Origin of the sequence: Prauserella muralis (assembly GCF_003202285.1) — a bacterium.
Lineage (GTDB): Bacteria > Actinomycetota > Actinomycetes > Mycobacteriales > Pseudonocardiaceae > Prauserella_B > Prauserella_B muralis.
Window position 1 is genome coordinate 305,276 of sequence record NZ_MASW01000005.1, and the last position, 19,819, is coordinate 325,094.

At 72.5% G+C, this 19,819-nt stretch carries 26 protein-coding genes; 17 read left to right on the top strand and 9 right to left on the bottom strand.

Annotated features, from left to right (window positions below; translation table 11 throughout):
• The first annotated feature begins 45 nt into the window (after positions 1-45).
• Both BAY60_RS22115 and BAY60_RS22120 read left to right on the top strand, forming a co-directional pair.
• On the top strand, positions 46-1,371 hold the full coding sequence (locus BAY60_RS22115) for an MFS transporter (protein ID WP_112282970.1): 1,326 nt from the start codon (positions 46-48) through the stop codon (positions 1,369-1,371).
• On the top strand, positions 1,368-2,807 hold the full coding sequence (locus BAY60_RS22120; RefSeq protein ID WP_112282971.1) for a pyridoxal phosphate-dependent decarboxylase family protein: 1,440 nt from the start codon (positions 1,368-1,370) through the stop codon (positions 2,805-2,807). The genes BAY60_RS22115 and BAY60_RS22120 overlap by 4 nt, the downstream gene beginning before the upstream one ends.
• A 100-nt stretch (positions 2,808-2,907) precedes the next feature.
• Here BAY60_RS22120 and BAY60_RS22125 read toward each other — a convergent pair whose 3' ends face one another.
• From BAY60_RS22125 to mrf, 4 genes are read right to left on the bottom strand one after another with little or no spacing between them, the layout of a single operon-like run.
• A complete protein-coding gene (locus BAY60_RS22125) occupies positions 2,908-3,711 on the bottom strand; it encodes a class I SAM-dependent methyltransferase (protein WP_112282972.1) in 804 nt (267 codons plus the stop codon).
• Complete coding sequence (gene rpmF / locus BAY60_RS22130; protein WP_112282973.1) at positions 3,708-3,869, bottom strand: 50S ribosomal protein L32; 162 nt, start codon at positions 3,867-3,869, stop codon at positions 3,708-3,710. The genes BAY60_RS22125 and rpmF overlap by 4 nt, the downstream gene beginning before the upstream one ends.
• Positions 3,869-4,126 (bottom strand): type B 50S ribosomal protein L31, encoded by a 258-nt coding sequence (locus BAY60_RS22135; RefSeq protein ID WP_112282974.1) that lies wholly within the window; start codon positions 4,124-4,126, stop codon positions 3,869-3,871. The genes rpmF and BAY60_RS22135 overlap by 1 nt, the downstream gene beginning before the upstream one ends.
• The gene (gene mrf / locus BAY60_RS22140) at positions 4,123-5,373 is read right to left on the bottom strand and encodes a ribosome hibernation factor-recruiting GTPase MRF (protein WP_112283524.1); all 1,251 of its coding nucleotides are present in this window, start codon (positions 5,371-5,373) and stop codon (positions 4,123-4,125) included. Before mrf ends, BAY60_RS22135 begins: the two co-directional genes overlap by 4 nt.
• A gap of 51 nt (positions 5,374-5,424) precedes the next feature.
• Between mrf and rpmB the strand changes: the two genes are divergently transcribed.
• From rpmB to cobA, 5 genes are all read left to right on the top strand, one after another.
• Positions 5,425-5,661 (top strand): 50S ribosomal protein L28, encoded by a 237-nt coding sequence (gene rpmB, locus BAY60_RS22145; protein WP_112282975.1) that lies wholly within the window; start codon positions 5,425-5,427, stop codon positions 5,659-5,661.
• Between the two features lie 2 nt (positions 5,662-5,663).
• Complete coding sequence (rpmG, locus tag BAY60_RS22150; protein WP_112282976.1) at positions 5,664-5,828, top strand: 50S ribosomal protein L33; 165 nt, start codon at positions 5,664-5,666, stop codon at positions 5,826-5,828.
• Entirely contained in the window at positions 5,828-6,133 is a 306-nt protein-coding gene (rpsN, locus tag BAY60_RS22155) for a 30S ribosomal protein S14 (RefSeq protein ID WP_112282977.1), read from the top strand. The genes rpmG and rpsN overlap by 1 nt, the downstream gene beginning before the upstream one ends.
• Positions 6,134-6,151: 18 nt before the next feature.
• Complete coding sequence (gene rpsR / locus BAY60_RS22160; protein WP_112282978.1) at positions 6,152-6,394, top strand: 30S ribosomal protein S18; 243 nt, start codon at positions 6,152-6,154, stop codon at positions 6,392-6,394.
• Positions 6,395-6,505: 111 nt separating this feature from the next.
• Positions 6,506-7,735, top strand: coding sequence for a uroporphyrinogen-III C-methyltransferase (cobA, locus tag BAY60_RS22165; RefSeq protein ID WP_112282979.1), 1,230 nt, complete (start codon positions 6,506-6,508; stop codon positions 7,733-7,735).
• Here the strand turns inward: cobA and BAY60_RS22170 are convergent.
• Positions 7,723-8,607, bottom strand: a complete 885-nt coding sequence (locus BAY60_RS22170) for an alpha/beta fold hydrolase (RefSeq protein WP_112282980.1) — start codon at positions 8,605-8,607, stop codon at positions 7,723-7,725. The two genes, cobA and BAY60_RS22170, sit on opposite strands and share 13 nt — an antisense overlap.
• A 95-nt stretch (positions 8,608-8,702) precedes the next feature.
• Here BAY60_RS22170 and BAY60_RS22175 point away from each other — a divergent pair, with 95 nt between their 5' ends.
• From BAY60_RS22175 to BAY60_RS22210, 8 genes are all read left to right on the top strand, one after another.
• Positions 8,703-9,545: a crotonase/enoyl-CoA hydratase family protein gene (locus BAY60_RS22175; protein ID WP_112282981.1), complete on the top strand. Its 843-nt coding sequence runs from the start codon at positions 8,703-8,705 to the stop codon at positions 9,543-9,545.
• A 38-nt stretch (positions 9,546-9,583) separates the two neighbouring features.
• Positions 9,584-11,296 (top strand): AMP-binding protein, encoded by a 1,713-nt coding sequence (locus BAY60_RS22180; RefSeq protein ID WP_112282982.1) that lies wholly within the window; start codon positions 9,584-9,586, stop codon positions 11,294-11,296.
• Between the two features lie 246 nt (positions 11,297-11,542).
• Positions 11,543-11,770 (top strand): hypothetical protein, encoded by a 228-nt coding sequence (locus BAY60_RS22185; protein WP_112282983.1) that lies wholly within the window; start codon positions 11,543-11,545, stop codon positions 11,768-11,770.
• Positions 11,771-11,871: 101 nt separating this feature from the next.
• Positions 11,872-12,429 (top strand): cardiolipin synthase ClsA, encoded by a 558-nt coding sequence (clsA, locus tag BAY60_RS22190; protein ID WP_112283525.1) that lies wholly within the window; start codon positions 11,872-11,874, stop codon positions 12,427-12,429.
• Positions 12,430-12,545: 116 nt separating this feature from the next.
• On the top strand, positions 12,546-12,929 hold the full coding sequence (gcvH, locus tag BAY60_RS22195) for a glycine cleavage system protein GcvH (RefSeq protein ID WP_112282984.1): 384 nt from the start codon (positions 12,546-12,548) through the stop codon (positions 12,927-12,929).
• A 95-nt stretch (positions 12,930-13,024) separates the two neighbouring features.
• Positions 13,025-13,489 carry a glycogen accumulation regulator GarA gene (gene garA, locus BAY60_RS22200; RefSeq protein WP_112282985.1) on the top strand — a complete coding sequence of 155 codons (465 nt, stop codon included), beginning with the start codon at positions 13,025-13,027 and terminating at the stop codon, positions 13,487-13,489.
• Positions 13,486-14,241 (top strand): transcriptional regulator FtsR, encoded by a 756-nt coding sequence (ftsR, locus tag BAY60_RS22205; RefSeq protein ID WP_170160506.1) that lies wholly within the window; start codon positions 13,486-13,488, stop codon positions 14,239-14,241. Before garA ends, ftsR begins: the two co-directional genes overlap by 4 nt.
• A gap of 231 nt (positions 14,242-14,472) precedes the next feature.
• Positions 14,473-14,946, top strand: coding sequence for a bifunctional nuclease family protein (locus BAY60_RS22210; protein WP_112282987.1), 474 nt, complete (start codon positions 14,473-14,475; stop codon positions 14,944-14,946).
• A gap of 9 nt (positions 14,947-14,955) precedes the next feature.
• On the opposite strand, the gene BAY60_RS22215 is transcribed toward BAY60_RS22210, so the two are convergent.
• Positions 14,956-15,582 carry a TetR/AcrR family transcriptional regulator gene (locus BAY60_RS22215; RefSeq protein ID WP_112282988.1) on the bottom strand — a complete coding sequence of 209 codons (627 nt, stop codon included), beginning with the start codon at positions 15,580-15,582 and terminating at the stop codon, positions 14,956-14,958.
• 250 nt (positions 15,583-15,832) lie between these two features.
• Here BAY60_RS22215 and BAY60_RS22220 point away from each other — a divergent pair, with 250 nt between their 5' ends.
• Positions 15,833-16,408, top strand: a complete 576-nt coding sequence (locus BAY60_RS22220; RefSeq protein WP_112282989.1) for a MerR family transcriptional regulator — start codon at positions 15,833-15,835, stop codon at positions 16,406-16,408.
• Positions 16,409-16,480: 72 nt separating this feature from the next.
• On the opposite strand, the gene BAY60_RS22225 is transcribed toward BAY60_RS22220, so the two are convergent.
• Complete coding sequence (locus tag BAY60_RS22225; RefSeq protein WP_112282990.1) at positions 16,481-16,843, bottom strand: nuclear transport factor 2 family protein; 363 nt, start codon at positions 16,841-16,843, stop codon at positions 16,481-16,483.
• A gap of 153 nt (positions 16,844-16,996) precedes the next feature.
• Between BAY60_RS22225 and BAY60_RS22230 the strand changes: the two genes are divergently transcribed.
• On the top strand, positions 16,997-17,815 hold the full coding sequence (locus tag BAY60_RS22230) for a helix-turn-helix domain-containing protein (protein WP_245992747.1): 819 nt from the start codon (positions 16,997-16,999) through the stop codon (positions 17,813-17,815).
• On the opposite strand, the gene BAY60_RS38525 is transcribed toward BAY60_RS22230, so the two are convergent.
• Both BAY60_RS38525 and BAY60_RS22240 read right to left on the bottom strand, forming a co-directional pair.
• Positions 17,787-18,830 carry a hypothetical protein gene (locus BAY60_RS38525; protein WP_342769785.1) on the bottom strand — a complete coding sequence of 348 codons (1,044 nt, stop codon included), beginning with the start codon at positions 18,828-18,830 and terminating at the stop codon, positions 17,787-17,789. The two genes, BAY60_RS22230 and BAY60_RS38525, sit on opposite strands and share 29 nt — an antisense overlap.
• Before the next feature lie 101 nt (positions 18,831-18,931).
• The gene (locus BAY60_RS22240) at positions 18,932-19,819 is read right to left on the bottom strand and encodes a 3-methyladenine DNA glycosylase (protein WP_112282992.1); all 888 of its coding nucleotides are present in this window, start codon (positions 19,817-19,819) and stop codon (positions 18,932-18,934) included.

The window sequence follows — 19,819 nt, forward strand, 5'->3', positions numbered from 1 at the left end:
GACACGATCTGCCCACCTGTCGGCGTGATCGGCGCGAGGAGAATGATGGCGGCACTGGGCACGAGCACGCGGCTCGGCTACTCGCTCGGCTCGTTCGTCACGGGCGCGTTCGGCACCGTTCCCGGGCTGCTGTTGCTGCCCTACCTCACCGACACGATGGCCGTCCCGGCCGCCGCGGCCGGGGCGATCGTGCTGCTGCCCAAGGCGTGGGACGTGCTGTTCAACCCGATCGCGGGCCGCATCTCCGATGCCGGGCTGGCCAGGCGCGGCACCAGGCTGCGCTCGATCGTGACCGGCGGGCTCGTGCTCGCCGTGTGCTTCGCGGCGATGTTCGCCCACCCCGGTTTCGGCAGCGTCGCGGCCGACGCGGCCTACGTCGTCGTGGTGTTCTTTGCCTGTGCCACGGCCTTCGCGTTCTTCCAGGTGCCGTTCAACGCGCTGCCGGCCGAGCTGACCGAGGGCTACCACGAGCGGACCCGGCTGACGTCGTGGCGCATCGCCGTGCTCGCGCTGGCCATCCTGGTGTCGGGCGCGGTGGCCCCGGCGATCGCGAGCGCGGGAGGGGGCGTCGCGGGCTACCGGCTCATGGGCGTGTTCGTCGGCGTGCTCATCGTCGGCGGCACGATCGGCGTGTACCTCGGCATCCGCAGGGCGCCACGGGGCAGGCTGCTGCAGCCGTCGCCGACGTGGCGGGCGCTGTGGGTGACGATGCGCGTGTGGCGCTCGTTCCGCTGGCTGCTCGCCGTCTACTTCGTGCAGGCGCTCGGGGTGGCGACGCTGCTCGCGGGCGTCAGCTACGCCGCCCGCCACGTGCTCGGCGACGCGGACCTGCGGTCGCTGCTGTTCGCCGGGTTCGTCGGGCCCGCCCTGCTCGTGATGCCGGTGTGGGACCGGCTGGGCCGCACCGGCGGCAAGCTCGCCGGGTTCCGGGTCGCCTCGGTGGTCTTCGCGGTGGCGCTGGCCGGGCTCGCCTTCGCGCAGGCACTGCCGCTGGCGGTGGTGTTCTGCCTGGTGGCGCTGGCCGGTGTCGGCTACGCGGGCATCCAGGTGTTCCCGCTGGCGATCCTGCCGGACCTGATCTCGGCGGAGGAGACCCGCACCGGCGCGACCCGCGCCGGCGTCACCGCCGGGGTGTGGACGGCCGCCGAGACGCTGGGCCTCGCGCTCGGGCCGGGGCTGTTCGGGCTCGTGCTCGGCGCGGGCGGCTACGTGTCCAGTGTGGACGCCTCGGCGGCGCAGCCGGACAGCGCGGTCACCGCGATCGCGCTCGGCTTCTCCGCGCTTCCCGCGGTGCTGATCCTCGCCGGGATCCCGTTGTTGCGCCGCAGCGTGCTGGAGGGCGAGACCCGGAGAGTGGAGGATGCCGCATGAGCAGCGCCGACGACGTGCTCGCCGAGCTGCGTGCGCTGCGCGCGCACGACCTGCCGACACACGGCGGGCGCACGCTCGCCTACGTCTACGACAGTGGCCTTGCCGGGCTCGACGAGCTGGGCGCGGGCGCGCACGCCCTGGCGTCCTCGGCCAACGGGCTGGACCCCACGGCGTTTCCGAGCCTGCTGCGGATGGAGAACGACCTCGTCGCCGCCGCGGCGCGGCTGCTCGGCGGCACGGCCGACACGGCAGGCGCGGTGACCTCGGGCGGCACGGAGTCCTGCCTGCTGGCGGTGCTCGCCGCCAGGGAGGGCCGCCGGGACGTCGCCGACCCGGCGATCGTGCTGCCGTCCACCGCGCACGCCGCCTTCCGCAAGGCAGCGCACCTGTTCGGTGTCCGCGCGGTGCACGTGCCCGTCGATCCGGTGACCTTCCGCGCCGATCCGGCGGCGATGGCCGCCGCGATGGACGAGCACACCGTGCTGGTCGTCGCGAGCGCGCCGTCGTACGCGCACGGCGTGGTCGACCCGGTCGGCGAGATCGCCGCCGCCGCGGCCGAACGGGGGGTGCGGATGCACGTCGACGCGTGCATCGGCGGCTGGGTGCTGCCGTACCTGCGGCAGCTCGGCGTGGACGTGCCCGCGTTCGACCTCTCCGTCGCCGGGGTCACCAGCATCTCGGTGGACCTGCACAAGTACGCCTACTGCCCGAAGGGCACCTCGGTGCTGCTGCACGCCGACGCCTCGTTGCGGCGAGGGCACTACTTCGCCAGCGCCGACTGGCCCGGCTACACGATGCTCAACACCACCGTGCAGTCCACGCGCTCGGGCGGCCCGCTGGCGGCGGCCTGGGCGGTGCTGCGGCACCTCGGCGACGACGGCTACCTGCGGCTCGCCCGCGACACGCTGGCCGCGGTGCGGGAGATCGCCGACGGGGTGGCGCGCCTCGACGGCCTGCGGGTGCTGGGCACGCCGGACTCGACGCTGCTGGCGCTCGCCACCGAGGGCGCCGAGGCCGGCTTCGACCTGTTCACGGTGGCCGACGAGATGAAGGCGCGCGGCTGGTACGTGCAGCCGCAGTTCGCCCACGAGACCTCGCCGGTGAACCTGCACCTGACCGTCACCGCCGCCAACCGGGGCAGCGAGGCGCAGTTCCTCGCCGACCTGACGGCGTCGGTGGCGGCGGCGCGGCAGGCGGGGCCCGTGCGGGTGGGTGCGGAGCTGGAGGAGTTCATCGCGGCCCTCGACCCGGACGCGCTGACGGCCGAGCAGTTCGCGGGCCTGCTCGCGGCGGCGGGCCTCGGCGAGCACGGCGGCGGGGCAGCCGGTGCCCTGCCGGACCGGATGGCCCCGATCAACGCCCTGCTCGCCGTGGCACCGGCCCGGCTGCGGGAACGGCTCCTGCTGGAGTTCCTGTCACAGCTCTACCGCCCCTAGCGTCGTGGGCAGGCAGCCGCCGCGCCGAAGGTGCCCTCGGGTACCTGGTGCGTACCCGAGGGCACCTTCGGCGCGCCGCCGGGCGCCGGTCGGACCCGGGTCAATCGCGGTGCGCGACGGCGACGATCGTGCTCGCGTCGAGCGTGTCGAGCCCGGCCTCGGCCAGCCCGGCCACGAAGCGGGCGCGGACCCGCTCCAGCGCGTCCGGCGGCAGTCCCGCCACGAACGCCCGCATCGCGGCGCCGAGGTAGAGGGTCCACGCGTCGTCGGGGTGCAGCGGCTGGGTGAAGCTCACCTGCTGCACCGTGATGTCGCGCAGTCCGAGCGAGCTCAGCCAGTCGCGCACCTTCGCGGGGGTGTCCACCCGGTCGCTGGCGTTGACCCGCTCCCCGTGCTCGGCCAGCTCCGGGCGTTCGGGCAGCGCGGCGTCCCGGCCGATCGGCACGATCCTCGCCATGCCGCCCTCCAGCCAGGACGACACCACCAGACGGCCGCCGGGGCGCAGCAGGCTCGCCAGGTGCCGGGTCCCGGCGTCCATGTCGGGGAAGAAGAACACCCCGTAGCAGCACTGGACCACGTCGTAGGGCCCGCCGGTCCACGACAGGACGTCCGCGGCGGTGAACCGCAGCTGGTGCAGCCCCAGTGCGGCGGCCTCCTGCCTGCCCTGCTCGACGAGCCCCTCGGCCACGTCCACGGCGTCCACCGTGCCCGAGGGCCCGACCGCCAGCGCGGCGGGCACGGCCGAGGCGCCCGCACCGCAGCACGCGTCGAGCACCCGCTCGCCGGGTGCGGGCCTGGCGACCGCCGCGGTGATCGCGCCGAGCGGCCGCCACAGCCGCGCCGACCAGTCGGCGAACTCCGCCCGCGCCGCGCTGAACACCCCGGCCGCGAACTCGGGGTTCACCGGCCGAACCGCCGGAAATGCGGCACCAGCCTGCGCGGCACGAGCATGCGCTCCCCGTCGACCACGATCGGCACGAGGTCCGGCGGCGTGAGCCTTGCCCACCGCGCGCGGCGGGACCGGGTGTTGGACCGCGACATCCTCCGCTTGGGCACCGCCATCAGCGACCACCTGCCCGGCGGCCGTAGCGGCGGTGGAACTTCTCGACCTGGCCCGCGGTGTCCATGATCCGGCGGGCGCCGGTCCAGAACGGATGCGACCACGCGCTGACGTCGACCAGCACCAGGGGATAGGTGTTGCCGTCGGTCCACTCGATGGTGCGCTCGGAGGTGACGGTGGACCGCGTCAGGAACGCGTCCCCCGTGGAGGAGTCCTGGAACACCACCGGATGGTAATCGGGGTGCAGGCCTTTCTTCATTCCGTTTCTTCCTTTCCTGGAGAGGCGTTGACGTCGTGCGTGCCGCCGAGCTCACCGTCCTCGCAGGGATCGGTGTGCCACTCGCCGAACGGGTCCGGGTAGCGCGTCCAGGCCGCGGGTCCCGCGGCCAGTTCCTCGTCCGTGAGCAGCGCCGCGTTGAGCGTGGCCTCGATGTCGCGCGGCTCGGCCTGGTGGGTCACCACCACGAGCTCCTGGGCACGGTCGCCGAAGCGCGGATGCCAGCGCAGCGAGGCGAGGGTGCGGCGCTCGGGCGAGACGTCCTCCCACGCGGGAGCGCCCGGCGAGTCCAGCCAGGCCCCGGCGTGGCCGATGCCCAGCCCGCCACCGGCCGACTCGACCCAGAACGCCGCGTCCGGCTGGCTGGCGACCCAGGCGCGGCCCCGGGTCCGGACGACACCGTCGAGCAGCACGTCGATGGCCTCGTGCAGCCGTTGCGGGTGGAACGGGCGCTGCGCGAAGAACGGCAGCACCGCCACGCCGCAGTCGGCGTGCAGGGGCGGCTCTCCCCGCAGCAGCGCGCCGTGCACGTCGGTGGGCTCCCCGCGGCGCGCGTGGGCCGGCACGGCGCTCCGCAGGGTGGCGGTGTCCACAGCGGACGCCTGGAGGATCGGCACGGACGGCGCGACCCGTTCCAGCACGGCGCCGGTCCTGGCGGCGGTCCACGCGTCGGGTGCGGCGCCGGACAGCACCAGCACGTCGGCGAACTCGACCTGGGACAGGGCCACCTGGGCGACGGTGCGTTCGTCGTCGGCGGCGGCGCGCAGGCCCCGGTCGGCCATCGTGTCGTCGCCGGTGGCGTCGGCCAGCCACGATCCCGCGTCCACCGCGGTGACGACGGCCTCGATCTGCACGTCGTCGATCACCGGCCGGTCGCCGACGATCAGGTGGTGCACCGCCCAGCACACCGGCTCGGGCTCCATCGCCTCGTCCAGGTGCACCACGATGCGCCGCACCTCGGGCCTGCGAGCCAGCGTGCGCAGCAGCGGCAGCAGGTCCTCCCGCAGCGTGCAAGACACGCAGCCGTGCGCCAGCTCGAGGGTGGTGAGCGACTCGCGGGGGCCGAGCCGCAGCCTGCGCAGCACGACGCCGGAGCCGATCTGGCGCAGGTCGTGGTGCACCACCGCCGTGCCGCGGTCGTCACCACGCAGGCGGCCGGCGAGGTCGGAACCGGCGTCGGGGGAGAGGCCGGCGATCAGGACGAGGGGCACGCGGTGCTTGTCGGTCACAGCCATGTACTGTAAATGAAAACGATAATCACTAGCAATCAGGGAGGGCTTGTGTCCGCTGTTTGCCAGGTCACCGGCCGGAGGCCGGGTTACGGCAAGCAGGTGTCGCACTCGCACACGCGCACGTCGCGGCGCTGGGAGCCGAACCTGCAGACCCGGCGCTACTGGGTGCCCAGCGAGGGTCGCTGGGTGCGCCTGCGGGTGTCGGTGAAGGGAATGAAGACCATCGACAAGCGCGGCATCGACGCGGTGGTGGCCGAGCTGCGCGCCAAGGGGGTGCGGCTCTAGACATGGCACGCAACGACATCCGGCCGATCATCAAGCTGCGCTCCACGGCCGGCACCGGCTACACCTACGTGACCCGCAAGAACAAGCGCAACGATCCCGACCGCATGGTGCTGCGCAAGTTCGACCCCGTGGTACGCCGCCACGTCGAGTTCCGGGAGGAGCGCTGATGGCGAAGAAGTCGAAGATCGCGCGCGACGCCCAGCGGCGGGCGATCGTCGCCCGGCACGCCGGGCGGCGGGCCGAACTGAAGGCGCTCGTCCGCTCGCCGCACACGGCACCCGAGCAGCGGGCGGCGGCGGTGTCGGCCCTGCAGGCCATGCCCCGCGACGCGAGCCCGACCCGGCTGCGCAACCGGGACGCCGTCGACGGCAGGCCCCGCGGGTACTTCCGCGCGTTCGGCCTGTCCCGGATCCGCCTGCGCGAGCTGGCCCACCGCGGCGAGCTGCCCGGCGTGACCAAGTCCAGCTGGTGACGAGGAAGGGAGCCGACCATGAGCAGGCGTGAGCCGCGCGTCGCCAAGCGCAAGCGCAACCTGCTGCGGGCCAACGGTGTGCGGGAGGTGGACTGGAAGGACACCGCCCTGCTGCGGCAGTTCATCTCCGACCGGGGCAAGATCCGCGCCCGCCGCGTCACCGGGCTCAGCCCGCAGGAGCAGAAGCAGGTCGCCACCGCGATCAAGAACGCCAGGGAGATGGCGCTGCTGCCCTATCCCGCCGCGCGCCGCGGTGCGTGAGCCGGCGGGCCGCGGCGCGCGAGCCCGCGCGGGCGGCCGGCAACGAGGAGCTGCTCACACTGCCGCAACCCTGACCGCGCACCCTCCAGGGGCGGACGGCATGCTTGGCGCATGGCGGAGGAGCAGCACTACCTGGTCGGACTGGATCTGGCGGGCCGGAAGGTCGTCGTGGCCGGCGGCGGCACGGTCGCCCAGCGGCGACTGCCCCGGCTCGTCGCCGCGGGGGCCGTGGTGGAGCTGATCTCCCCGGAGACCACGCCGTCGGTGAGCGCGATGGCCGACGCGGGCGAGATCACCTGGCACCGGCGCCGCTACGCCGCCGGTGACCTCACCGGAGCCTGGTACGTGCTGGCCTGCACCGACGACCCTGAGGTCAACGCCGCGATCTGCGCGGACGCCGAGCGGGCGCACCTGTTCTGCGTGCGGGCCGACGCCGGGCAGGAGGGCAGCGCGGTCACTCCGGCCGCCGGGGAGCACGACGGCCTGCTCGTCGGCGTGCTGGCGGGCGGGACCCACCGCCGCTCCGCCACCGTCCGGGACAACGTGCTCGACGCCCTGCGCACCGGTGTCGTCGCCGACCCGGGTGCCGGCGGCGGCGAGGGCGAGCCGCTGCTGCCCGGCGTGGCCCTCGTCGGCGGCGGGCCCGGCGACCCGGAGCTGATCACCGTGCGGGGCAGGCGCCTGCTCGGCAGGGCCGACGTCGTCGTGACCGACCGGCTCGCGCCGCGGGAGCTGCTGGACGAGCTGCCGCCGCACGTCGAGGTGGTGGACGCGGCCAAGATCCCCTACGGCCGCGCGGCCAGCCAGGACGTGATCAACAGCACGCTCGTCGACAACGCGAAGGCGGGCAAGTTCGTCGTCCGGCTCAAGGGCGGCGACCCCTACGTCTTCGGCAGGGGCTTCGAGGAGGTGCTGGCCTGCGCCGAGGCCGGGGTGCCGGTCACGATCGTGCCCGGCATCACCAGCGCGTTCGCCGTGCCCGCCGTCGCGGACATCCCGGTGACCCACCGCGGGGTCACGCACGAGGTCGTGGTCGTCTCCGGACATGTGCCGCCCGGCCACCCGCAGTCGCTGACGGACTGGGACGCGCTCGGCAGGCTGCGCGGCACGATCGTGCTCATGATGGGCGTCGAGCGGATCGAGCAGTTCGCCGACGCGCTCGTGGCGGCGGGCCGTCCCGGGGACACGCCGGTGGCGATGATCCAGGAGGGCACCCTGCGCACACAACGGGTGGTGCGCTCCACCCTCAAGGGCATCGCGGCCGACGCCGCCGAGGCGGGGATCAAACCGCCCGCCGTCACCGTGATCGGCCCCGTCGTCGACCTCGCTCAGCGTCCGTAGCAACGGCCGACGAAGGCGCTGATCTGCCCGGTCAGGCGGGTCGGCTGCAGCCGCAGCTCCACCGGGCTCGTGGCCTTCACGAACTCCGCGTCCGGCAGGTCCTCGGCCAGCGAGCCCGCGTCGCCGAAGGGGTGCACCGGGTCGCCCTCGTGCCCGATCACCAGCGCTGGCGTGGCGATGCCGCCGCGGACCGACTTCGGCGGGGCGATGCGGCCGAAGAACACCCCGTGCAGCAGCGCCGCCATGGCCTCGGGACGCTGGTCGAGCGTGTCGGTGACCACGTCGACCCACTGGTTGCCGTGCGGCACCAGCCGCGCGAGCGCACCCACGGCGCGCACCGCGATCGGCACGAACCGGGCGGCGAACAGCAGCGGGCCGAACGTCAGCAGGCCCGCCACCAGCGCGTTGTCCAGTACCGGCATCTCGACGACGAGACCGCGCACCCGCTCGGGCGCCACCACCGCCACCTCCAGTGCCACGTTGGCGCCCAGCGACGTGCCGCCGACCACGGCCCGCTCGATTCCGAGGTGATCCAGCAGCGCCAGGGTCTGGGCGGCGAAGTCGGGCATCGAGTAGTGCCACGACTCGCCGGGCCGGTCCGAGTCGCCGTGCCCGAGCAGATCCAGGGTGACCACCCGGTAGCCGTCGGCCGCCAGCGCGCGGGCCAGCGGCGCGTGCATGCGGCGGCTGAACATGATGCCGTGCGTCAGCACCACGACCTGCGGCCCCGCGCCGAACTCGGTGTAGGCCAGCCGGTGGCCGCCGAACTCGAACGAGCCGGCCAGTTCGATCGGGCGCGCACCCCTCGAGCCCGGGGGGATGGAGGGGCGCGCAGGGTCCAGCCCCTCGTCGAACGCGGTTGCAGTGCTCATCGCGATCGCGGTCCTCTCACTCGCCGGACTACCGCCAGGCTAATGGGTGGCCCGTGGTTGGCACGGCGTCAACCACGTGAGTCAGGATGACAGCCATGACACATTCCGCCGAGAACCTGACCGATCTCGTCTCGCTGCGGGTGGACCGCGAGGGGCACGTGGCCGAGGTGACGCTGCTCGGGCCGTCCAAGGGCAACGCGATGGGACCCGACTTCTGGCGCGAGCTGCCCCTGGTCTTCGGTGCACTCGACGCCGACCCCGAGGTCAGGGCGATCGTGCTCACCGGCAGCGGCAGGAACTTCTCCTACGGCCTCGACCTGCCCGCGATGCTGCCGAGCTGGGCCGAGTACCTCGGCGGTGAGGCGCTGGCCGGGCCGAGGACGACGTTCCTCGGCGAGGTCCGCAGGCTGCAGGAGGCAGTGAGCTCGGTCGCGGCCACCCGCAAGCCGGTGATCGCCGCGGTCTCCGGCTGGTGTATCGGCGGTGGCGTCGACGTGATCGCCGCCGCCGACGTCCGGCTGGCCAGCGCCGACGCGAAGTTCAGTGTGCGCGAGGTGAAGGTGGCGATCGTCGCCGACCTCGGCAGCCTGCAGCGGCTGGGCGCGATCATCGGCGAGGGGCATCTGCGTGAGCTGGCGCTGACCGGCCGTGACATCGACGCCGCGCGGGCCGAGCGCATCGGTCTCGTCAACGACGTCCACCCCGACCAGGAGGCCGTGCTGGCAGCCGCCCGGGAGCTGGCCGCCGAGATCGCTGCCAACCCGCCGCTGGTGGTGCAGGGTGTCAAGGACGTGCTGGCGGCCAACACCGAGGAGCAGGTCAGGGCGGGCCTGCGGTACGTCTCGGCGTGGAACGCGGCATTCCTGCCCAGCAAGGATCTCCAGGAGGGGGTACAGGCCTTCCTCGAACGACGCGATCCTCACTACACGGGCGAATAGACGAACCGACCGACCGAGCAGAGGACGAAGGGGACATCGTGGGCAACGACGCTGCGGCGGTGCACAAGGCCTTCCGGGATGCGCGGGACTTCCTGCTCACTCACCGCGAGGACTACGACACGGCGTACGCGAACTTCGCGTGGCCGGAGTTCACCGAGTTCAACTGGGCCCTCGACTGGTTCGACCGGATCGCGGCCGATCCGGCCAACGCGCAGCGGTACGCGCTGTGGATCGTCGAGGAGGACGGGTCCGAGAGCCGCTGGACCTTCCCGGAGATGGCGCGCCGGTCCAACCAGGTCGCCAACTGGCTGCGCGGACACGGGGTGCGGCGCGGCGACCGGCTCATCCTCATGCTCGGCAACCAGGGCGAGCTCTGGGAGACGATCCTCGCCGCGATCAAGCTCGGCGCCGTGATCATCCCCGCGTCCACCCTGCTGGGCGCCGCCGACCTGCGCGACCGGGTCGAGCGGGGCGGCGCCCGGCACGTGGTGGTGCGTTCCGCCGACGCGGAGAAGTTCGCCGACGTGCCCGGCGGCTACACGCGGATCGTCGCCGGTGAGCCGGTCGAGGGCTGGCTGTCGTTCTCCGATGCCTACGCCGCCGACGACGCCTTCACCCCGGACGGCGCCACGGCGGCGAGCGACCCGCTGCTGCTGTACTTCACCTCGGGTACCACCGCCAAGCCGAAGCTGGTGCAGCACACACACGTGTCCTACCCGGTCGGGCACCTGTCGACGATGTACTGGATCGGCCTGGAGCCCGGCGACGTGCACCTCAACATCTCCTCGCCGGGCTGGGCCAAACACGCGTGGAGCAACGTCTTCGCGCCGTGGAACGCCGAGGCGACGGTGTTCCTCTACAACTACACGCGCTTCGACCCCGGCGCGCTGCTGGCGCAGATGCAGCGCTGCGGCATCACCAGCTTCTGCGCGCCGCCGACCGTGTGGCGCATGCTGATCCAGGCCGACCTCACCGCGCTCGCCACCCCGCCCGCCAAGGTGGTCGGCGCGGGGGAGCCGCTCAACCCCGAGGTCATCGAGCAGGTCCGCAAGGCCTGGGGCGTGACGATCCGGGACGGCTTCGGGCAGACCGAGACGAGCGTGCAGATCGCCAACACCCCCGGCCAGGACGTCAAGCCCGGGTCGATGGGGCGTGCCGTGCCCGGCTTCACCGTCGCGCTGGTGGACCCGGTGAGCGGGCAGCGGGCGAGCGAGGGCGAGATCTGCCTCGACCTGGCGCACCGGCCGACGGGGCTCATGGTGGGCTACGCCGACGACGAGGAGCGCACGGCCACGGCCTTCGCGGGCGGCTTCTACCACACCGGCGACGTCGGTTCGATCGACGAGAACGGCTACATCACCTACGTCGGGCGCACCGACGACGTGTTCAAGGCCTCCGACTACCGGATCTCGCCGTTCGAGCTGGAGAGCGTGCTGCTGGAGCACGAGGCGGTGGCCGAGGCGGCCGTGGTGCCCGCTCCGGATCCGATCCGGCTCGCCGTGCCCAAGGCGTATGTGGTCCTGGCGAGCGGCCACGAGCCGGACGCGGCGACGGCCGAGAGCATCCTCGCGTTCTGCCGCGGGCACCTGGCGCCGTACAAGCGGATCCGCCGCCTGCAGTTCGCGGAGCTGCCGAAGACGATCTCCGGCAAGATCCGCAGGGTGGAGCTGCGCGGCCAGGAGCAGGAGCACGGCGAGGCCCGGCCCGAGGGGGAGTTCCGCGAGGAGGACTTCCCGGGTCTCAAGGGCTGACGGCGCGCCGGTCCGCCCGGTTGCTACGCAGCGTAGCAGCCGGGCGGACCGTTCGCGTCCGGTGTGGACGGTCGATGACCTGCGGGTGCGCCGCCCGGCGCGATTGGCCGGGTGAAGTTTCGCCTTGCGGGTTAACAGTTTGACTCCGTCGGCCGATGGTCCGGGTGACGCGACGAACGGCTCGTGTGTAGGGCCGCCGCAGCTGGTTACCCGACTATTGACCACCAGAGCCGAACACAGAGAGCAATGAGTACGCAACGAGACAACGGGAGCGGATCCCCCGCAGCGACCGAGGCGGCGAGCTCGCCGCCCACCACCCCGTGCACCGTCGTCTGGAGCCAGGGCAGGCCGTACGTGCTGGAGAGCGCGACCGGCCGTCCTCGCTGGATGGGCACCGACAGCCACGGCCGCCCCCAGGCGCTGACCGGCGAGGACCTGCGCCGCAGGGGCTGGAGCTACCGCAGGCGGTCCTGACCGTCCCCGCGGCCCGCACCGGATACTGTGAGCAGGTGACAGACGCTCGGCCGATCAGCACCGGCAGCGAGGCGCCGCCGTCCCTGGCCCGGCAGGCGCTCATGGTGCCCAACCTGCTGTCGATCCTGCGGCTGGCCGGGGTGCCGCTGTTCCTCTGGCTGTTGCTCGGTCCCCAGGAAGACGGCTGGGCGCTGGCCGTGCTGGTCTTCAGCGCCCTGACCGACTGGCTCGACGGCAAGCTCGCCCGCTGGCTCGACCAGGCCAGCAGGCTCGGCCAGTTGCTCGACCCCGCCGCCGACCGGCTCTACATCGTCGCCACCCTCGTGGCGTTCCTGGCCCGCGAGATCGTGCCGTGGTGGGTCGTGGCCGCCCTGCTCGGCCGCGAGCTCGTGGTCGGCGTCGCACTGCTCGTGCTGCGGCGCCACGGTTTCGCGCCGCCCGAGGTGACCTACGTCGGCAAGGGCGCGACGTTCAACCTGATGTACGCCTTCCCCTTGCTGCTGCTCACCCAGGGCGACTCCACGGCGGCCGAGATCGCCCGGCCGTTCGCCTACGCGTTCACGACCTGGGGCGGGGTGCTCTACGTGTGGTCGGGCGCGCTGTACGTCCTGCAGACGGCGCGCGCGGTGGCGCTCCGGCGCCGCGCGGGCGCCCCCTGAGGCCGGCCGCGTGGTTTGTCGGCGATGACAGGTTTCCTTCCGCTTCGCGCCGTGTAGCACTGTGCGAAGATGCCCAGCACGAAAAACCGCGTGCGGACCAGGAAAGGGGTACGGAGTTGACCACTCCGGAAGAGCTGCGCTACACCGAGGAGCACGAGTGGGTCGCCGTCCGCGACGGGGACACGGTGCGCGTCGGGATCACCGAGTACGCGCAGGACCAGCTCGGCGACGTCGTGTTCGTCGACCTGCCCGACGTGGGCCGCCAGCTCGACGCGGGCGACGTGTTCGGCGAGGTCGAGTCGACCAAGAGCGTCTCCGAGCTCTTCGCGCCGCTCGACGGCGAGGTGGTCGCCGTCAACGACGCCGTCGCCGAGTCACCCGAGCTGATCAACAGCGACCCGTACGGCGAGGGCTGGCTCATCGAGCTCAAGCTGACCGACGCGGGCACCGTCGAGGGGCTGCTGGACGCCGAGGCCTATCAGCGCGTGACCGACGGCTGATCGGGGGAGCCCGGCAACCCGTGCCCGACCAGGCACGGTACGTTGGCAGCACCACGTTTTCGATGACGACTTCTCAGTGCGTAAGGAGAGCTCAGGTGAGCACGAACGACGGGCCCGGCGTTCCCCCGGAGCAGTCTCCGGAGCGGACCTCCGTTTTCCGGGCCGACTTCCTGTCGGAGGCGGAAGGCCAGGAGGCGCCCGCCGTGGAGCCGCAGGACACCGGCGTCGACGCGCTGCCGTCGGGCTCCGCACTGCTCGTGGTCAAGCGGGGCCCGAACGCGGGTTCGCGCTTCCTGCTCGATCGTGACACCACGAGCGCGGGCCGGCACCCCGACAGCGACATCTTCCTCGACGATGTCACCGTGTCCCGCCGGCACGCCGAGTTCCGCCGGGAGGGCGGAGAGTTCGTGGTGATCGACGTGGGCAGCCTCAACGGCACGTACGTCAACCGCGAGCCGGTGGACCAGGCGGTGCTCGCGGGCGGGGACGAGGTCCAGATCGGCAAGTTCCGCCTCGTCTTCCTCACCGGCCCCGGCCACGGGGGTCAGGGGGAGCGGTGACGGCTGCCGGGCGGCCACAGCGGGACGGGTTGAGCATCGGGGCCGTGCTGGCGCAGCTGCGCAAGGACTTCCCGGACGTCACCATCTCGAAGATCAGGTTCCTCGAGTCCGAGGGCCTGGTCCAGCCTGGCCGCACCCCGTCCGGCTACCGGCAGTTCTCCCCGGCCGACGTCGAGCGGCTGCGCTTCGTGCTGGCCGCGCAGCGCGACCACTATCTGCCGCTGAAGGTCATCAAGGAGCAGCTCGACGCCGCCGACAGGGGAGCGGAGCCCTCCGGCGCGCTGCCCCGCCTGCCGCGCAAGCTGGTGCCGTTGGGCGACCCGCTGACCAACGGCGAGGCCAAGGCCATGCCCGGTCCCGACGACTTCGCGCCCGCCCGCGAGTTCCGGCTGACCCAGGAGGACCTGCTCGGCGAGGCGGGGATCGACGCGGCGCTGCTGACCGAGCTGCACCAGTACGGCCTCGTCCGGCCCGGTGCGGCCGGCTTCTACGACGCCGACGCCGTGCAGATCGCCAAGACCGTCAAGGCCATGACGGATTTCGGTATCGAGCCGAGACATCTGCGGGCGTTCCGCGCCTCCGCCGACCGCGAGGTCGGCCTGCTGGAGCAGATCGTCTCCCCGGTGTACCGGCACCGGGATGCCGAGGCGCGGGCCCGGGGCGACGAACTGGTCCGCGAACTCGCCGCGCTGTCGGTCACGTTGCACACATTGCTGGTCAAGGCGGGCATCCGGGGTGTGACCGGCGGGTAGCATGAGCACGAAGCGAGTTCGTTTCGTGAGTCAGGTCCGTGACGCCGCACTTCGATGTCCCGCCACCGCCCCGAGGATGCCGTACGGTGAGAGCCAGGCTCGCGAACCGGGCCGGCACAAGTAGTTTCGTAGCGAGCACAGCGCCCAGATGACGGGTAGCGTCGACGGTGTCGATGCGAGATCCTCGTGACAGCGCTGCAGCCCGCGCGCAGGAGAGGGAGGCGAAGCCCGATGAGCGAGATGCGCGTCGTCGGCGTACGGGTCGAGCTACCCGCCAATCAGCCGATCTTGTTGCTGCGGGAAACCGAGGGCGAGCGGTACCTGCCGATCTGGATCGGCTCGGTCGAGGCCACGGCCATCGCGTTGGAGCAGCAGGGCGTCCGCCCGGCTCGTCCGCTGACCCACGACCTGCTGAAGGAGGTCATCGGCGCACTCGGCCGGGAGCTCCAGCAGGTCATCATCACCGATCTCCGCGAGGGCACGTTCTTCGCGGAGCTGGTCTTCGACGGTGATGTCCGCGTCTCCGCCCGGCCCAGCGACTCCGTGGCGCTCGCGCTGCGGGTCGGGGTGCCGATCCACGCGGAGGACGCGGTGCTCGAGGAAGCCGGGCTGATCATCCCGGACGAGCAGGAGGACGAGGTCGAGAAGTTCCGCGAGTTCCTCGACTCCGTCTCGCCCGAGGACTTCCGCGGCGCCGACACCTGAGGCGGCGCGTCACGCACGCGCCGCCTTGCTGAACAGGTCGGCGAGCTGCCGGCCGTAGGTGTCCAGGTCGAGCTCCGGTTCAGCGGCGAGCCGGAGCGCCACCCCGTCGATCGCCTGCCGGATCGCCAGCGCGAGCACCTCGACGTCGAACGCACCGAACACTCCCTCTCGTTGCCCCTGGGCCAGCTGCCGTTCGAGACGGCCCACCCGCATGTCCCGCCACACCGCGTCCAGCAGCGGTGGCCCCTCGGTGCTGCGCGCGTTGGTGCCGATCTCCAGCAGTGCCCGCGCCTGCCGGGGGTGAGCTCCGAGGAAGGCCACCTCCGCCCTGATCCAGGTCCGGAGCATGTCCACGCGGTCCCGGGTTCCCGCCAGCCGTTCGGTGAGGAAGGAGTCCTGGTTGTCGACGATCGCGCCGGCGGTGGCCAGCATCAGCTCGTCCTTGCCGCGGAAGTGGTAGGAGATCATCCGGGTGCTGCTCAGGCCCGCCCGCTCGACGATCTTGGCGAACGACGTCCGGCCGTAGCCCAGTTCGGCGACCGTGTCGATGGTCGCCTCGATGATCTGCGCCCGGCGCGCCTGTTCCGTGACGGTCAGTCCGAGACCGCGGCCGAGCTGCTCGTGATTTACCTGCATGAGTAAAAAATAACATGGACAAGTAATCCGGGTCCACCTCGATACCCTCGACATCGGCTTGAGGGTCCCCGCGCGTCGCGTTGACCGGCCCTGCGAGCGGGCATACCGTCGAGGGGAGATGAATCGCGCTGGTGTGATTAGGCCGGTCCACGCGGCGGCCGGCGGTGCGATCGTCCTACCGGTCGATCCCATTCCGGGGATCGGCGGTCTTGTTTCGCCGGCCGCGCGGCCGGGCGAGAGGAGGCATGGCGTGGTCGACGAGAGCCCGGTCAGGGCCGCCGACGGCGAGCAGGGTGAGCAGGGCGAGCTCTTCCCTGACGCCTCGCTGCCGGACGAGCTGGTTGGCTACCGTGGTCCCGCTGCGTGCCAGATCGCCGGGATCACCTACCGGCAGCTCGACTACTGGGCCAGGACCAAGCTCGTCCAGCCCAGTATCCGCACCGCGCATGGCTCGGGCTCGCAGCGGCTCTACTCGTTCAAGGACATCCTCGTCCTCAAGATCGTCAAGCGGCTGCTCGACACCGGCGTCTCGCTGCAGAACATCCGGGTCGCGGTGGATCACCTGCGGGAACGCGGCGTCCGCGACCTGGCGCGGGTGACGCTGTTCTCCGACGGCACCACCGTCTACGAGTGCACCTCGCCCGAGGAGATCGTGGATTTACTCCAGGGCGGGCAGGGCGTGTTCGGCATTGCCGTCAGCGGGGCCATGCAGGAGATCAGCGGCACCATCCACGAGTTCCCCGCGGAGCGGGCGGACGGCGGCAGTCTCGAACCCGTCGTGCGGGACGAGTTGTCCGAGCGCCGCAGCGCCCGCCGCACCGGTTAGCACCGCGGTCGTGCCGAAGGGCACCTTCGGTACGCGATGTGCACCCAGGGTGCCCTTCGGCTCGCCGCCGGGTCAGGCAGGCACCTTGTCGAGGAACCCGTAGACGCTGCTGATCCTGTCGTCGCCCTCGGCGACGATCACGTCGAAGCCGATCGCGAGCGGTTCCATGCCCTCCGGGCCGAGGTGCCAGTGGAACCGGGCGAGGTCGTGGTGGCCGTCCACGGCGCCGCCGAGCCGGAACGACAGCCCGGCGAACTGCGCCTGCGCGCCGCCGACGAACTCGTCGATACCGGCCCATCCGGACACGCTGCCGACCGGGTCGGTGAAGGTCGCGTCCGGGGTGAACAGGCGTTCCACGAGAGCCCGGCGCTTGTCGGCGTCGGTGGTGTTCCAGATCTCGATGTAGCGCTCGGCGAGAGCCGTGTAGTCGGGCATGGCAGATCCCCTTCTCGGTCATCCGTGATGTATAACGCCCTATACGGACGGGCTGTGGGGCGTCTGCCGGAAACACTGCCCGCCGCCGCGCGCCACGTCGATTACGCGCCAGGTAATGGCCCGGACGAGGAGGCAGGCCGTAGCGTTCGACGCGTGACCACCGTGACCACCGCCCGCAGGCCGGTCGGCGAGCTCCTCCGGGAGTGGCGCGACCGCCGCCGCATCAGCCAGCTCGACCTCGCACTGGCGGCCGAGGTGTCCACCCGGCACCTGAGCTTCGTCGAGACGGGCCGGGCGCGGCCGAGCAGGGAGATGGTGCTGCGGCTCGGCGAGCATCTGGACGTGCCACTGCGCGAGCGCAACCAGCTGTTGCTCGCCGCGGGCTACGCTCCGGTGTATTCACAGAGCCCGTTCGGCGACCCGGAGCTGTCCACCGTGCGGGAGGCGGTGCGCAGGTTGCTGCGGCGGCACGAGCCGTTCCCGGCCGCGGTCGTGGACCGCGGCTGGAACCTGGTGGACGCCAACGACTGCATCGCGTTGCTCACCGACGGGGTGGCGCCCGAGCTGCTGGCTCCTCCGGTCAACGTCCTCCGCGCGACGCTGCATCCGGACGGGATGGCCCCGCGCATCGTGAACCTGGGGGAGTGGCGAGCACACCTGCTGGGCAGGCTGCGCCGGGAGGTCGCGGCGACGGCCGACCCCGCACTGGCCGCCCTGCTGGCCGAGCTGCGCGACTACCCGTGCGCCTCGCCCGCACCGGAGGTGGAGATACCCGGTCCCGGCGACCTGCTGGTGCCGCTACGGCTGCGGCACGGCCAGGGCGAGCTGTCGTTCTTCAGCACGGTCGCCACCTTCGGCACACCGCTGGACGTGACGCTGGCGGAGCTGTCGATCGAGTCGTTCTACCCCGCCGACGACCCCACGGCGGCCGTCCTCCGTGCGCTCACGGAGCGGACAGGCCCGCCTTCGTGAATGCCGCCCGCTGGGCGGAGTCGAGCAGGAACGCCCGGAACGACTGCGCCGCACGCTGCTCGACGTCGTCGATGCCGTCCTGGGCGAGACCCACGTAGGGGTAGTCGCCCCCCTGGCCGGAGGCCACCGACTCGGGCTGCGAGCCGATCAGGCCGGGCTTCGCGGAGGACAGCCGCTCCACCGCCGAGGAGGACTCGGGCACCCACGCGGCCGCGCTGCCGTCGACGTACGACCGGCCGGTCTTGCCGAGCAGCTCGTCGAGCACGCGGTCGGCGGGCACCGCCTGGACGTCGACGCGGACGCAGTGGCCGTGCACGACCTTGCGGGCGTCGTTCCACGACTTCGCGGCCGCGGCCACCGGCGTGGTGACGCCGGGGTCGGCGAGGACCCGGATCGCGGCGTCGCCCTCCGCGCAGTCCGACGCCTGGGCTTCGGCGCGCGTGGCGAGCACTCCGTCCGCCCAGTTCCAGCCGAACCAGCCCGCCGCGACCAGCGCGGCGAGCACCGCGCAGGCGATGGGCCACGCCGCGACGCGCCTGCGGGTCCTGCCGATCGCGCGGTGCGTCCCCGTGGTGGTCGTCGTGGCGCTGTCCCCGCGGTCCTCGTCCCGTTCGGTGCGAGGCGTGGCGGCCGCGGCCCGCGGAGTGTCCTGCGGGCGGCTGCCCGCGGGACGCCGCCCCTCCGCGCCTGCCTGCCGCCGCCCGGGCCGCTGCTGCGTGGCCTGCGGGGACGCCGCCCGTCGGCGGGCGGGCCGCGGTCCCTGGCTCGCCGGGCGCGCACGGCGAGCCTGCGCGGTCGTCACCTCACCGGCGTTTCCGGTACGCGGGATCCACGGCTGCTCACCGGTGGCCGGGTTCGGGTGGGGGTCCCAGCCGGGCCCGGCCTGCCGCGGCGTGCGCACGCCGTCCCAGCGTCGCTGGGAGGCGTCCTCGGGGTGTGACCGCGGTCCGGGGTTGTTCCGGAAAAGGCTGTCAGCAGTGGGGTCCTGGTCCTCGACCCGGCTGTGCCGGCCCATTCACGTCCTCTCCGCCCGCGGAGCGTGTGCCCACGCTCCGTCTACGAAATCAAAACGTTATCACTCTATCAGGCGAGTGTGGGGTGGGGATGTGATGACCGTCAGGCAGATTCGGTCCGCTGCGCGGCCTCGTCGAGCAGGAGGCGATAGTGCCGGATCAGGCGCTGCCGCAGGGGAGCCGCCCTGCGGGCGAACGCCGCCTGTGCCCTGGCGTACTCGGCCCGGCCCTTGGCCGTCTCGACGGGCACGGGGGAGTGACCCAGTGACGACAGGTCGTAGGGACTGGCGCGCATGTCGAGCAGCCGGATGTCGGCGGCCAGCTCGAAGCAGTCGCCGAGCAGCTCCGACGGCACGAACGGGCCGAGCTTGTACGCCCATTTGTACAGGTCCATGTTGGCGTGCAGGCAGCCCGGCTGCTCCAGGCCGGGCTGGGTCTGCCTGCTCGGTTGCAGGACATTGCGAGGCCGTGCCGCCTCGGTGAAGAACCGGAACGCGTCGTAGTGCCCGCAGCGCACCTCCAGCGACTCGACGACGGCGTCCGTGCCCGCCGAGCCCAGCCGCAGCGGCAGCTGCGCGTGGCGGACCTGCCCCGGCGGCTGGCGGTACACCATGGCCCACTCGTGCAGGCCGAAACAGCTGAGCCTCGGCGAACGACCCGCCGTGGCCTCCAGCAGGCCGAGGACGTACCGCGCCAGGCGGACGTGCTTGGCGGTGAAGGCAGCCGGGTCCAGCTCGACCCCGCCGTCGGTCTCCCGGTAGCCCTTGCGGTCGAGGAACCGGCGGGCCGCGGCGCCGCCGAGGACGACGCCGGGGCCCGGCTGCCAGCGCTCCAGCTGTGCCGGCGGATGCGAGTAGTAGGTGAACAGGAAGTCGAGCACCGGGTGCCTCTCGCCGCGGCTGCGGCGCCGCTGGTGCGGCGCCGTCCACCGCCGCATCCGCTCGACGTGGGCGTCCTGCCTTGCCCGCCACTGCTGTTCGGTGAGCCGCAT

Bases quoted from the DNA above. Each gene is read 5' to 3' on its own strand.
- BAY60_RS22115 (WP_112282970.1), top strand. From the start codon at position 46: ATGGCGGCACTGGGCACGAGCACGCGGCTCGGCTACTCGCTCGGCTCG.
- BAY60_RS22120 (WP_112282971.1), top strand. From the start codon at position 1,368: ATGAGCAGCGCCGACGACGTGCTCGCCGAGCTGCGTGCGCTGCGCGCG.
- rpmF (WP_112282973.1), bottom strand. From the start codon at position 3,869: ATGGCGGTGCCCAAGCGGAGGATGTCGCGGTCCAACACCCGGTCCCGC.
- BAY60_RS22135 (WP_112282974.1), bottom strand. From the start codon at position 4,126: ATGAAGAAAGGCCTGCACCCCGATTACCATCCGGTGGTGTTCCAGGAC.
- rpmG (WP_112282976.1), top strand. From the start codon at position 5,664: ATGGCACGCAACGACATCCGGCCGATCATCAAGCTGCGCTCCACGGCC.
- rpsN (WP_112282977.1), top strand. From the start codon at position 5,828: ATGGCGAAGAAGTCGAAGATCGCGCGCGACGCCCAGCGGCGGGCGATC.
- rpsR (WP_112282978.1), top strand. From the start codon at position 6,152: ATGAGCAGGCGTGAGCCGCGCGTCGCCAAGCGCAAGCGCAACCTGCTG.
- cobA (WP_112282979.1), top strand. From the start codon at position 6,506: ATGGCGGAGGAGCAGCACTACCTGGTCGGACTGGATCTGGCGGGCCGG.
- BAY60_RS22170 (WP_112282980.1), bottom strand. From the start codon at position 8,607: ATGAGCACTGCAACCGCGTTCGACGAGGGGCTGGACCCTGCGCGCCCC.
- BAY60_RS22175 (WP_112282981.1), top strand. From the start codon at position 8,703: ATGACACATTCCGCCGAGAACCTGACCGATCTCGTCTCGCTGCGGGTG.
- BAY60_RS22185 (WP_112282983.1), top strand. From the start codon at position 11,543: ATGAGTACGCAACGAGACAACGGGAGCGGATCCCCCGCAGCGACCGAG.
- clsA (WP_112283525.1), top strand. From the start codon at position 11,872: ATGGTGCCCAACCTGCTGTCGATCCTGCGGCTGGCCGGGGTGCCGCTG.
- BAY60_RS22210 (WP_112282987.1), top strand. From the start codon at position 14,473: ATGAGCGAGATGCGCGTCGTCGGCGTACGGGTCGAGCTACCCGCCAAT.
- BAY60_RS22215 (WP_112282988.1), bottom strand. From the start codon at position 15,582: ATGCAGGTAAATCACGAGCAGCTCGGCCGCGGTCTCGGACTGACCGTC.
- BAY60_RS22225 (WP_112282990.1), bottom strand. From the start codon at position 16,843: ATGCCCGACTACACGGCTCTCGCCGAGCGCTACATCGAGATCTGGAAC.
- BAY60_RS38525 (WP_342769785.1), bottom strand. From the start codon at position 18,830: ATGGGCCGGCACAGCCGGGTCGAGGACCAGGACCCCACTGCTGACAGC.
- BAY60_RS22240 (WP_112282992.1), bottom strand. From the start codon at position 19,819: ATGCGGCTCACCGAACAGCAGTGGCGGGCAAGGCAGGACGCCCACGTC.